Genomic DNA, 12492 nt, shown 5'->3' with positions numbered 1-12492 from the left:
TCGGTTCGCTCTCTCCGCGGGGCTGGGCCAGACTCGGGCCCAGCCGACTTTTCGAGGAGTGCCATGCCGTCGTCCGTGCTGAACGTGTCCGTGGACTGCGCCGACCCGTACACGCTCTGCCAGTTCTGGAGCCAGGTGACCGGGAAGCCGATCCCGGACGAGGACCAGCCGGGCGACGACGAAGTCGGCTTCGAGCTGAACGACGGAACGAACCTGCTCTTCCTGCGCGTGCCCGAGCCGAAGACGGTGAAGAACCGGCTCCACCTGTGCCTGCAGCCGGACATCCCGCGCGACGAGGAGGTCGCACGGCTCCTGGGCCTCGGCGCGACGCTGGTGAACGACCTCCGCAAGCCGGACGGCACGGGCTGGGCGGTGCTCGCCGACCCCGAAGGCAACGAGTTCTGCGTGCTGCGCAGCGCGGCCGAGCGCGCGGCGGTGTCATAACGTCGTGACGGACTCGTTCGCGGTCACCAAGGCCGACCGGGACGAACGCGCGGTCCTGCACGCGGCGTCGCCGGACCACGCCTTCGCGCGGTTCGCCGAGGATCCGGCGCACCTGAGCGGGGTGGTGCGGTTCGACCGGCCTCGCCGACGCGGCGGGTGCCTCGATCGGCGCTGGGCGGCGCTGCTCGACGAGGCCACCGGCGAGTGGCGGCTGGCGGCGACCTACACGCTCCAGGCGGTCAAAGGCGGCTGAATAGGGTGGCCGCATGCCTTTGATCGCCCTCGCCTCCCTCGGCGGCACCATCTCGATGGCCCCGGACAGCGGCGGCGGGGCCGTCCCGCGGCTCGGCGCGGCCGACCTGCTCGGCGGGCTCGGCGACCTGCCGATGGACGTCCTGGCCGAGACGCTGGCCGGGATCGGCAGCGCGTCGCTGGACTTCGCGACGCTGCTGCGCTGCCGCGAATGGGGCCTGCGCCAGGACGCCGACGGGTTTGTAGTCGTCCAGGGCACGGACACCCTCGAGGAAACGGCGTACTTCCTGGACCTGCACTGGCCCTCGGACGTCCCGGTGGTGGTCACCGGCGCGATGCGCAACGCCGGGCTGTTCAGCCCGGACGGCCCGGCGAACCTGCGCAACGCGCTCACCGTCGCGGCCGATCCGCGCAGCCGCGGCCGGGGCGTGCTGGTCACGCTCAACGACGACGTCCACGCGGCCCGCTGGGTGCGGAAGGCGCACTCGAGCCACTTGGACGCGTTCTCCTCGGCACCGGCCGGGCCGCTGGGCATGGTCGTCGAGCACGCGGTGCACTGGTTCCACCCGTCCCCGCCGCGGCTGCCGTCCTTCGACGGCGGCGGCTTCGACGGCCTGGTCCCGATCGTGGAAACCGGTCTCGACGACTCGGGCGCGTTCCTGGAGCACACGGCTTCGCAGCCGGATGTGCGCGGCGTGGTGATCGCCGCGACGGGGGTGGGCCACGTCTCGGGCGGCACGGCGGACGTGATCGCGCGGCTGGTGCCGTCCCTGCCCGTGGTCGTCGCCTCGCGGACGGGCGCCGGGCCGACGCTGCGCTCGACGTACGGTTTCCACGGCTCGGAGTCGAGCCTGATCGCGCTGGGCGCGACGATGGCGGGCTGGCTGAACGCGCGGAAGGCGCGGATCCTGCTGCACACGCTGCTGGCCGCGGGTGCGGACCGCTCCCGGATCGAGCAGGGGTTCCGGGCCCGCGGCGACCTGGACTGATCAGCCGGGGAGCGGGCCGTCGACCGGGTCCAGGTGGTACGGGCGCATCGCGCGGCCGGCGTCGCGGTAGACGTGGATCGAGACGGCCGGGTCCGGGCCGTCGTTGCGGACCTCGTGCACGTACCCGGGGCCGAACACCCGCGACTGCCCGGCGGACAGGGCGTGCAGCTCGGTGACCGCGCGGCCGCCCGGCGCCCGGCGGGCCACGGCCTCGGTGAGGTGGCCGCCGACCACGGTGAACGCGCCGCTGGCGAAGGCGTGGTCGTGCAGGTCGGTGCGCTGGCCGGGGAGCCAGCTCATCAGCCACACCTCCTCCCGCTCGTCCTTCGACACCAGCGTCGCGAAGCGCTCGTCGGGGTCGTAGCGCAGCAGGTGGCGCCAGCGGTCGCGGTCGGCGGCGACCTCGAGGGCGACGCGCACCGGGTGGCGCAGGGCGGGGTTTTCGGGACGCAGCAGGGTGTTGTCCGGAACGGCGAACATGAGGGTCCTCACGCAGAAGATAGGGGTGTCGAGCTGGGCCGGGGCTGGGTTCACCGACAACAGCGACACGCGCGCACGGCGGAGCGGAGGCCGGTGCGGCCCCTCGACTCGGACATGGCGTACGCGAACATGCGACAAGCGTCGCAGTCGCGTCCTTCCCGGTCAAGCCGTCCCAAGGATCAGGACCACTCGTGTTTCTGCGACCGGCCGAGCAGCTCGGCACCGGCCCGGCGCGGGTCGACGCCTTCGTGGCAGACGCGGTGCATGGCGTCGGTGATCGGCATGTCGACACCGAGGCTCATGGCGAGCGCCCGGATCGACGAGCACGACATGACGCCCTCGGCGACCTGCCCGCCGGCCGCCGCCTGCGCCTGTTCGAGCGTCTCGCCACGGCCGAGGCGTTCGCCGAAGGTGCGGTTGCGCGAAAGCGGCGAAGAGCAGGTGGCGACCAGGTCGCCGACGCCGGCGAGCCCGGCGAAGGTGAGTGGGTCGGCGCCCAGCTTCGCGCCGAGCCGGGCCATTTCGGCCAGGCCGCGGGTGATGAGCGTCGCCATCGTGTTGGTGCCGAGGCCGAGGCCCGCGGCCATCCCGGTGCTGAGCGCGATGACGTTCTTGCAGGCCCCGCCGAGCTCGCAGCCGACGACGTCGGTGTTGGTGTACGGGCGGAAGTAGGAGTTGGCGCAGGCGCGCTGGATCGCGACGGCGCGTTCGTGGTCGGCGCAGGCGAGCACAGAGGCCGACGGCTGCCCGGCGGCGATCTCCTTGGCCAGGTTCGGCCCGGTGACGACGACGACCTCGCCTCCGTCGATGCCGACGATCTCGCCGATCACCTCGCTCATCCGCTTGAGCGTGCCGAGCTCGACACCCTTGGCGAGGCTGACGAGGATCGCGTCGTCCGGCAGCAGCTCGCGCCACGCGGTCAGGTTGGCCCGCAGGCTCTGGCTGGGCACGGCGAGGACGACGGCTTCGGCTGCTCCGAGGGCCTTCGCCGGGTCGCTGGTCGCGGTGATGTTCGGCGGCAGGGTGACACCGGGCAGGTAGGCGCTGTTGGTGTGCCGGTCCCGGATGTCCTCGGCGACCTGGTCCCGGCGCGCCCAGACGGTGACGTCCCGGCCGGCGTCGCCGAGCACCTTGGCGAAGGCGGTGCCCCACGAGCCGGCCCCGAGCACGGTGACCCGCTGCACGTCGGCGCGCATCAGACGGGATCCCCCGGCTTGGCCGACGGCGGTTCCTCGTGCCGGATTCCGGCGAGGAGCCGGGTCACCTCGTCCATCATGACCTTGGTGACCTCGCGCAGTTTCGTGGCGCTGCGGGTGTTGCCGCCGCGGTAGGCGGACAGGTCGAGCGGGTCGCCGACGGAGTGGGTGATCGTCTTGCGCGGGAAAGGCGTGAACTTCTTCGTGTAGCCGTTGAAGATCTGGCTGGTCCCCCACCGGGCGATGGGGATGACGGGAACGTCGTTCTGCAGCGCGAGCCGGGCGGCGCCGGTGAAGGACTCCTTCGGCCACCCGGCGGGATCCTTGGTGATGGTGCCCTCGGGGTAGATGACGACGATCTTCCCCTCTTCGAGGGCCTGGTGAGCGGCTTTGAGACTGTCCCCGGCGGCGGCCGACCCCCGCGAGACGGGGATCTGCCCGGACCCCCCGACGATCGGCCCGAGCACCGGCGCGCGCAGCAGGCTCTCCTTGAAGAGGAACCGCGGAACCCGCTTCTGCCGGTGCACGAAGACGGCGTCGACGACGGGATCGAGGTGCGAGATGTGGTTCATGACGAGCAGAGCGGGCCCCTGCCGCGGAATCTTTTCGGCGCCGACGTAGACCCGCCGCCCGATACCGGTGAGCGGGTAGAACAGTGCGGCGGCCAAGCCCACCCAGAAGCCGCCCTTCTCACGCCGGGCCACGATCTCCTCCTCCACACGACGGGTCGGGCCTTGATCCTGCCGCGCCGGGCTCGGGCGGGTCCAGGGAGGGTCCGGTTGGGTGGGGTGGGCGGGTGGGTTGACCAGGCCGGGGGTGCTTCGGCTGTCCGGTCCGGTCGGCGTTTGCGGGGTCGCGGGTCGGCGGCGGGGCCAAGTCGCGGCTGCTCGCGGGCGGGATCGGGCCGGGTCTTCGGTCGGGACCCACTGGTTACCCGGGCCCGGCCCGGCAACGGCGGCCCGAACCCACCACCGAGCACCTCGCTCCGCTGGTCGAGCCCCCATAGCCCGCACACCCCGGCCCTTGCCAGAGGAAGCAGCCCGCTAGTCGACTACCGGACCACAAAACGCCGGCAGACCAGGCCGCGACACTTCCGTCGGCGCCGGCGGAGGCGCGGTCGCGGTTGCGGTTGCGGTTGCCGATTCTCCCGGGAGGAGGTCTTGATCGCCTGGCCGGGGCCCGCGGGCCCGGGCGTCGCTGCGGGCCTTCGCGGCCGAGGCCGGCCGGTCTCGACGATCAGCCGGGAACTGGTCTACCGAGCCTTTCCCTGCGCGCCTGGCGTGGGTTGTGACGGGCGGTCGCTGGGTGGCTGTGCACCCAGGCGGATCGGCGCAGTGCGGGCCGGGCACCACCCCCACCCGACACAGAGCCCGCCCTCCCAAGGGGGCCACCATCCCCCAACGGGGCACCCCCGATTTCGACGCTATCGCCCCCACCCGACAAACCCCCGCCCCGAACCCCCACCACCCAGAACCTGTCCACAACACCCGTCACCTGTGGACAACCCACCCCGGCCCGCCACCGGCAGCGCCGCTTTCGGGTAAAGATGGACACGTGGACGTGGATCTGATCGTGCCGATGAAACACCCCCGCGACGGCAAGTCGCGGCTTCGTGGTGCCGTCGAGGCGGATCGGCACCCCGGGCTGGTCCTCGCCCTGGCCAAGGACACCCTCGCGGCCGTCACCGCCAGCGCCGAGGTCAGGCGCGTCCTGCTCGTCGCCGCCGATCCGCGGGCCGTCGCGGAGCTGGGCGAACTCGGGGTCGAGATCGTCGAAGAACCCGCCGAGAAGACCCTCAACGCCGCCTTCCGCCACGGCGAAGCCCTGCTCAGAGCCGACGATCCGGACGCCGTCGTCGGCGCGCTCCAAGCCGACCTCCCCGCCCTCCGCGCCGGCGACCTCACCACCGCACTGGCCGAAGCCGAAGCCCTGGCCGCAGCCGCAGCCGCAGCTCAAAGCGCAGCCGCAGCCCAAAGCCCAGCCGCAGGCCCAGCCCACAACGCAGCCCGCCGAGCCTTCGTAGCCGATCGCCAAGGCACCGGCACCACCCTCCTCCTGGCCGCCCCCGGCGAACCGCTCGACCCCCGCTTCGGCCCCGCCTCCGCACGCCTCCACGCCGCCTCCGGGGCGATCGCCCTCTCCGCCCCCCTCCCCACCCTCCGCAGCGACGTCGACACCCCGGATGATCTCGCCCACGTCCGCGCCCTCGGTGTCGGAAAACACACCGCAGCCTTCCTCCGGGAACCGTGTGCCCTCCCGCACTGAGCTGTTCATCCGACCTTCACCGCGGCCTGCGCAATTCCGCCCCGCGTAGTGAAGAATGGGTGCCGTGAGCACAGACGACGGCGGCACGCCCGCACCGCGGAGGCGAAGGAACCCGGCCAGTGAATCCGCCGATGCGGCGAAGAAGCCGGCCACGGCGAAAAAGGTGCCGTCGAAGTCCACCGCGCGCGACACCGCCGCCCGTGCCAACGCCGGCAAGGCGCGCACCCGCAAGACCACCGCCGCGGCCGCGACCTCGGCCACGACGCGCCGCCGCAGCGCCACGCAGGGCAACGCCCGCAACGCCGAGGAGTTCCGGGCCGTCCCGTCCGCGCCGCCCGCCGTCACCGTCGCGCCGACCGCCGTCGAGACGCTGCCCGACGACCGGTACTTCAACCGCGAGCTCTCGTGGCAGGACTTCAACGCCCGCGTGCTCGCGCTGGCCGAGGACGAGTCGCAGCCGCTGCTGGAGCGGGCGAAGTTCCTCGCCATCTTCGCGTCCAATCTGGACGAGTTCTACATGGTCCGCGTCGCCGGCCTGAAGCGCCGCGACGAGACCGGCCTGCTGGTCCGCAGCGCGGACGGGCTCACCCCGCGCGAGCAGCTCGGCTACATTGCCAAGCGCAACCAGGACCTCGTCGAGCGGCAGACCGGCGCCTTCGAGAAGCACCTGCGCCCGCAGCTGGCCGAGCAGGACATCCACATCGTCGGCTGGGCCGACCTGACCGGCGCCGACCAGCTCCGGCTGTCCAGCTACTTCTCCGAGCAGATCTTCCCGGTCCTGACGCCGCTGGCCGTGGACCCGGCGCACCCGTTCCCGTACATTTCGGGCCTTTCCCTCAACCTCGCGGTGACGGTCCGCGACCCGGAAGGCGGCACCGAGCGCTTCGCCAGGGTCAAGGTGCCGAGCAACGTGCCGCGCCTGATGCGCGTCGAGACCGAGCGCACCAGCCGGACGGCGACGTTCCTCCCCCTCGAGGAGCTGATCGCCGCGCACCTCGGCGAGCTGTTCACCGGCATGGACGTCACCGAGCACCACGTCTTCCGCGTCACCCGCAACGCCGACTTCGAGGTCGACGAAGACCGTGACGAAGACCTCCTGCAGGCCCTCGAGCGCGAACTGGCGCAGCGCCGGTTCGGCCCGCCGGTGCGCCTCGAGGTCGCCCAGGACATGAGCGAGCACATGCTCGAGCTGCTGCTGCGCGAGCTGGACGTCGACCCGGCGGACGTGGTCGAGGTGCCCGGCCTGCTCGACCTGACCTGCCTGCACCAGCTGTCCGCTGTGGACCGCAAGGAGCTGAAGGACCGGCCGTTCGTCCCGGCGACGCACCCGGCGTTCGGCGAGCGCGAGACGCCGAAGAGCGTGTTCGCGACGCTGCGCGAGGGTGACGTGCTGGTGCACCACCCGTACGACTCGTTCTCGACCAGCGTGCAGCGGTTCATCGAGCAGGCGGCGGCCGACCCGAAGGTCCTCGCGATCAAGCAGACCCTCTACCGGACCTCGGGTGACTCCCCGATCGTCGACGCCCTGATCGACGCCGCCGAGGCCGGCAAGCAGGTCGTCGCGCTGGTGGAGATCAAGGCGCGCTTCGACGAGCAGGCGAACATCACCTGGGCGCGGACGCTGGAGCGCGCGGGCGTGCACGTCGTCTACGGCCTGGTCGGGCTGAAGACGCACTGCAAGGTGTCGATGATCGTGCGCCAGGAGGGCTCGACCATCCGCCGCTACTGCCACATCGGCACCGGCAACTACAACCCGAAGACAGCCCGGCTCTACGAGGACATCGGCCTGTTCACCGCCGACCCGAGCATCGGCGCGGACGTCACCGACCTGTTCAACGTCCTCACCGGCTACTCGCGGCAGGACACCTACCGCACGATCCTGACCTCGCCGCACGGCATCCGCCGCGGCATCGTGCGCGCGATCGGCGAAGAGATCGAGCTGGCGCGGGCCGGGCAGGCCGCCGGGATCCGGATCAAGTGCAACTCACTGGTCGACGAGCAGGTCATCGACGCGCTCTACCACGCCTCCCAGGCCGGCGTGCCAGTCGAGATCGTGGTGCGCGGGATCTGCACGCTCAAGCCCGGCGTCGAGGGGCTGTCGGAGAACATCCACGTCCGGTCGATCCTCGGCCGGTTCCTGGAGCACTCGCGGATCTTCAACTTCCGCGCCGGCGGCACGCACTGGATCGGCAGCGCGGACATGATGCACCGCAACCTGGACCGCCGGATCGAGGCGCTGGTCCGCGTCAAGGACCCGAAGCTGACCGCCCAGCTCGACAACATCTTCGACTCGGCGCTCGACCCGGAGACCCGGTGCTGGGTGCTGACCGAGAGCGGCGAGTGGTCGCCGTCCCCGGCCGAAGGCTCGCGCGTGCGTGACCACCAGCTGGAACTGGCGAAGCTGCACGGGGCCGCCGGATGACCCAGGAGGTACGGGCGGCCGGCGCGGTGCTGTGGCGCGTCGCCGGGGGCACGACCGAGGTCGCGCTGGTCCACCGCCCGCGGTACGACGACTGGTCGTTGCCGAAGGGGAAGCTCGACGCGGGCGAGACGATCGCCGAGGCCGCCGTCCGGGAAGTCCGGGAGGAGACCGGGTTCACCGCGGTCCTGGGCCGCTACCTGGCCCGGTCGGCGTACCCGGTGCCGTCCCGGAACGGCTCCGGGACGGTGCCGAAGACGGTCGACTACTTCGCCGCGGAAGCGGTTTCCGGCGAGTTCGCGGCGAACGACGAGGTCGACGAGCTGCGCTGGCTGGAGCCGACGGCGGCGGAGAAGCTGCTCACGCGCCCGGAAGACGTCCGGGTGCTGCGGGCGTTCTGCGAACTCCCGGTGGGCCTGACGACGCTGGTGCTGGTGCGCCACGCGAAGGCGGGCAAGCGCGACGAGTGGTCCGGCGACGACGACCTCCGGCCGCTGTCGGAGGCGGGCTCGCGCCAGGCGGCGGCGCTGCGCCGGGTGCTGGCGCTGTTCGGCCCGGACCGGGTGCTCTCGGCGCCGCGGCTGCGGTGCGTCCAGACCGTCCACGGAGTGGCGGAGGACCTCGAGGCCGAGGTCCGGCACGAACCGCTGTTCTCGGAGGAGGGCTACTGGCCGGACCCGGTCCTCGGCGTGGCGCGGCTGCTGGCGGTGGCCGGGGACGGCGGGACACCGGTCGTGTGCAGCCAGGGCGGGGTGATCCCGGACCTGGTGAGCGCGCTCGCCGACCGCGACGGGGTCGAGCTTTCGGCGGCGCGCGGCGGGGTGGTGCCGAGCAAGAAGGGCTCGTTCTGGGTGTTGTCGTTCCGGCCGCCGACCGGCACCGAAGGCCCGGTGCTGCTGGCGGCGGACTACCACCCGAGCGCCCTGCCCGCTCCTTCCCCCAGCCGGTCCTGAGCGGCCGGCGCTCCGGGTAGCGCCCCTGTCACGACGAGACAGCGCCGTGACAGTCGATCTTGGTGTACTTGCTCAGGGTCCCGCTGGGCTGCGCCGGGCTAGGGGTACGGCGCATCCCCGGGCGAGGGGGTTTCTGTCGGCACCGTGGCCAGCAGGGCCTGGACTTCCGCGGCGCGGGGGTCGCCGAGGCGCTGGCTGACGGTCAGCGCCTCGGCCCAGTGGCCGCCCGCCTCGGCCGCGCGGCCGGTGCGGTGCTTCAGCCGGCCGAGGGTGATCTGGACGTCGATCGTGCCGTAGTCGGCGTTCAGCTCCTTGAGCTCGGCGAGCGCGTCGAGCCCGGCCCGCTCCGCTTCGTCGTGGCGGCCGGCGCCTTCGAGGGCCTCGGCGACGTTCCCCAGCGCCAGCGCCGCGTGGTAGCGGTCGCCGAGTTCGGCGAAGGCTTCGTGGGCCGCCTGGGCGGCTTCGGCGGCGTGGTCGTAGTCGCGCAGGCCGATGCGGCTGGCGCTGACGTTGAGCAGCGCGTGCGGCACGAAGGTGCGCTGGCCGTGCTCGCGCGCGAGGTCGACGGCTTTGAGGGCGTAGCGCTCGGCTTCGGCGAACTCGGCGCGGACGTAGTAGGCACCGGCGAGGTTGGACAGGATCGCCACCGTCAGCGTGGTGCCGTCGCCGCCTTCGGATGCGGCGCGCGCTTCCTCCAGCGCTTCGATCGCCAGGTCGGACTGCAGGGTGCGCAGGTAGGCCGAGCCGAGGTTGTTGGCGCTGTACTGCAGGCCCGTCCCGTCGCCGGCGTCGCGCGTGGCGGCGACGGCCGCGCGGGCGGTGGTGATCCAGTCGTCGCGGTCGTGGCGCTCGGCGAAGAACCCGCGCAGCAGCCAGGCGAGTTTCCAGGCGTGCGCGGTCCAGCCGTGCCCGGCGGCGATCCCGACGAGCGCGGTGAGGGCCTGGCGTTCGGTGGTGTACCAGGCGATCGTCTGCTCGTGCTGTGCGAAGCGGACGGCGGGCAGCGGCGGCGGGTCGAGCGTGATGTCCTCGGTGAGCAGGTCGGGGCGGACCAGCTTGTTCGCTTCGGCGACGCTGGCGAGGTACCAGTCGACGAGCCGGCGCAGCGCCTCCGCGCGCTCGGCCGCCGTCGTTTCGGTTTCGACGAGCTCGCCCGCGTAGACGCGCAGGAGGTCGTGGAACTGGTAGCGGTCGGTGCCGGGCTGGTTGAGCAGGTGGGCGGCGGCGAGCTGGTCGGCGAGCTCGCGTGCTTCGCGCAGGTCGGCGCCGGCGAGCGCGGCGGCCGAGGCGAGGCTGAAGCCGTGGCCGGGGTGCAGGCCGAGCAGCCGGAAGAAGCGGGCGGCGGCCGGGCGCAGGGCCTTGTAGGACCAGGAGAACGCGGCACGGAGATCGGTGCCGGCGTCCTGCGGGTCGCGCAGGGTGTCGAGCCGCAGCCGCTGGTCCCGGAGTTCTTCGACGATGCCGGCGAGCGAGACGCCGGAGAACCGGGAAGCGCGCTCCCCGGCCAGCGCCAGTGCCAGCGGCAGGCGGCCGCAGAGCTGGACGAGTTCGGCGACGGCGTCGGGTTCGGCGGCGAGGCGCTGCGGCCCGACACTGCCGGCGAGCAGCGCGGCCGCGTCGCGGTCGTCGAAGGAACGCAGGGCGATGCGCCGGGCGCCGTCGCGGGCGACGAGGCCGCGCAGCTGGTTCCGGCTGGTCACGACGACGAGGTTGCCCGGTCCGGGCAGGAGCGGACGGACCTGGTCGGCGTCGCGGGCGTTGTCGAGCAGCATCAGGGTGCGGCTGCCCGCCAGCCTGCTGCGCAGCAGCGCCGAGCGTTCCTCCACAGTGGAGGGCAGGGTCTCGGCCGGGACGCCGAGCGCGCGCAGGAAGCCGGCCAGCGCGGCGCCGGGGGTGACCGGGGTGTCGGCGGAGTGGCCGCGCAGGTCGAGGAACAGCTGGCCGCCGGGGAAGCGCTCGCGGACGCGGTGTGACCAGTGCACGGCCAGCGACGTCTTCCCGACACCGGCGGTGCCCTCGATGACGACGATGCCGGACGCGCCCCCGGGCGGCAGCCGGTCGAGTTCGGCGAGCTCGGGACCCCGGCCGGTGAAGCCGGCGACGTCGAAGGGCAGCTGCCGCGGCACGGTGTGGACAGCCGGATCGGCGTCGGCGGCGAGCAGTTCGGCGTGCAGCCGGCGGAGGTCTTCGCCCGGTTCGACGCCCAGTTCGTCGGCCAGCAACGCCCGCAGCCCGGCGTAGCGCGCGAGGGCTTCGGCCCGGCGCCCGGACCGGGCGAGGGCGCGCACCAGCCGTTCCCACAGCGATTCCCGCAGCGGGTGCTGGGCGACGAGATCGGTGAGCTCGGCGACGAGCCGCGCGTCGGGGACGAGCCCGGTGTCGAGGTCGATGCGCTGTTCGACGGCGAAGAGGTACCGCTCGGTCAGCAGCGGTCCCCACTCGGCGGACAGCGCCGGGGACCCGACGCCTTCGAGGGGAACCCCACCCCATCCGTCGAGCGCGGCGGTGAGCAGTTCCCGCCGCCGGGCGGGTTCCGTGGCGGCGGCGGCCTGGTCGAGGGTGTGCAGGAACCGCAGCGCGTCCACCCGGGACGGGTCGACGACCAGCCGGTACCCGTCCGGTTCGGTGACGACGGAGTCTTCGCCGCACAGCCGGCGCAGGCGCATGACGTAGGTCTGCAGGCTGCCCCGGATGTGCGCGGGCGGGGTTTCCCCCCAGACACCCCGGGCGAGGGCATCGATGGAGACGAGCCGCCCGGCGGCGAGGGCGAGGGTGGCGAGCAGCGCGCGCTGGCGCGAACTGGTCAGCACGACCGGCGCACCGTCGACGAGCACCTGAAACGGGCCGAGCAGCCGGATGTCGATGGTGGTCGCCCCCAGGTTCGCCTCGCACCGCCGGCCCCGCCGGACGCGGGCCCGAGGAACGCAGCGTGGCACCACTCGGCCGGGCGCTCAAGCAACTTTGCGAAATTGGGCGGAACCGGTTGCGGGGGCGGGGTTGGGCCGGCCGGGTGACGCGGGTGCCCGGTCGGAAGCCAGGCGCCGGCAGTGGGTGACTTCCCACCCGCCGGCCGGCTTCCCAGCCACCGCAGCCGAGGGCTCACGTATGTGGCGAACCAACTCCCGCCCCCGGACACCTCGCCGGACTCGCGCGCCCGCCTACCTGCAGGGTCGGCTGGCGTACCCGGACAGTCGGCCCGCGTACTCGGACGGTCGGATGAGGTGCGCAGGCAACGGGGTTCGTGCACCCGAGACAGGATCGCTTGCACCGCCGGTCGATTCGCCCACGCCGCAACCCGATCCGCGACCGACCGTCCGGGTACGCCAACTGACCGCCCAGGTACGCAAGCCGGCCATTCCCGCACACCGGCCGACCGTCCGGGTACGCGAGCCAACGGTCCCGGCACATCGGCCGACCGCCCAGGTACGCGAGCCGACCGCCCAGGTGCGTCAACCGACCATTCCCGCACACCGACCGACCGTCCGGGCACGCGA

10 protein-coding genes are annotated in these 12492 nt (G+C 72.9%); 6 read left to right on the top strand and 4 right to left on the bottom strand.

The annotated features are described in order from the left end of the window. Nucleotides 1-63 precede the first annotated feature (63 nt). Genes ABZX11_RS02840 through ABZX11_RS02830 form a run of 3 tightly spaced genes read left to right on the top strand, consistent with a single transcriptional unit; the run spans nt 64 to nt 1685 of the window. On the top strand, nt 64-444 hold the full coding sequence (locus ABZX11_RS02840; RefSeq protein ID WP_176172356.1) for a VOC family protein: 381 nt from the start codon (nt 64-66) through the stop codon (nt 442-444). A 4-nt stretch (nt 445-448) separates the two neighbouring features. Then, nucleotides 449-697, top strand: a complete 249-nt coding sequence (locus tag ABZX11_RS02835; protein ID WP_354909297.1) for a hypothetical protein — start codon at nt 449-451, stop codon at nt 695-697. A 13-nt stretch (nt 698-710) separates the two neighbouring features. Next, entirely contained in the window at nt 711-1685 is a 975-nt protein-coding gene (locus tag ABZX11_RS02830) for an asparaginase (RefSeq protein ID WP_354909295.1), read from the top strand. Here the strand turns inward: ABZX11_RS02830 and ABZX11_RS02825 are convergent, their stop codons facing one another. From ABZX11_RS02825 to ABZX11_RS02815, 3 genes are all read right to left on the bottom strand, one after another. Then, nucleotides 1686-2165: a cysteine dioxygenase family protein gene (locus tag ABZX11_RS02825; RefSeq protein WP_176177892.1), complete on the bottom strand. Its 480-nt coding sequence runs from the start codon at nt 2163-2165 to the stop codon at nt 1686-1688. 179 nt (nt 2166-2344) lie between these two features. Next, nucleotides 2345-3361, bottom strand: a complete 1017-nt coding sequence (locus ABZX11_RS02820; protein ID WP_354909293.1) for an NAD(P)H-dependent glycerol-3-phosphate dehydrogenase — start codon at nt 3359-3361, stop codon at nt 2345-2347. Next, entirely contained in the window at nt 3361-4080 is a 720-nt protein-coding gene (locus ABZX11_RS02815) for a lysophospholipid acyltransferase family protein (protein WP_176172359.1), read from the bottom strand. The genes ABZX11_RS02820 and ABZX11_RS02815 overlap by 1 nt, the downstream gene beginning before the upstream one ends. A gap of 835 nt (nt 4081-4915) precedes the next feature. On the opposite strand from ABZX11_RS02815, the gene ABZX11_RS02810 reads away from it, so the two are divergent. The 3 genes from ABZX11_RS02810 to ABZX11_RS02800 are packed head-to-tail and all read left to right on the top strand — an operon-like array spanning nt 4916 to nt 8998. Beyond that, nucleotides 4916-5626, top strand: a complete 711-nt coding sequence (locus tag ABZX11_RS02810) for a 2-phospho-L-lactate guanylyltransferase (RefSeq protein ID WP_354909290.1) — start codon at nt 4916-4918, stop codon at nt 5624-5626. 55 nt (nt 5627-5681) lie between these two features. Continuing rightward, nucleotides 5682-8048: an RNA degradosome polyphosphate kinase gene (locus tag ABZX11_RS02805; protein WP_176172361.1), complete on the top strand. Its 2367-nt coding sequence runs from the start codon at nt 5682-5684 to the stop codon at nt 8046-8048. Further along, complete coding sequence (locus tag ABZX11_RS02800; protein WP_354909287.1) at nt 8045-8998, top strand: NUDIX hydrolase; 954 nt, start codon at nt 8045-8047, stop codon at nt 8996-8998. Before ABZX11_RS02805 ends, ABZX11_RS02800 begins: the two co-directional genes overlap by 4 nt. 98 nt (nt 8999-9096) lie before the next feature. On the opposite strand, the gene ABZX11_RS02795 is transcribed toward ABZX11_RS02800, so the two are convergent. Further along, a complete protein-coding gene (locus ABZX11_RS02795) occupies nt 9097-11808 on the bottom strand; it encodes a BTAD domain-containing putative transcriptional regulator (protein ID WP_254896927.1) in 2712 nt (903 codons plus the stop codon). Nucleotides 11809-12492: the final 684 nt, after the last annotated feature.

The organism is Amycolatopsis sp. NPDC004169 (genome assembly GCF_040610315.1).
Lineage (GTDB): Bacteria > Actinomycetota > Actinomycetes > Mycobacteriales > Pseudonocardiaceae > Amycolatopsis.
This window is presented reverse-complemented; position numbering and strand designations above follow the sequence as displayed.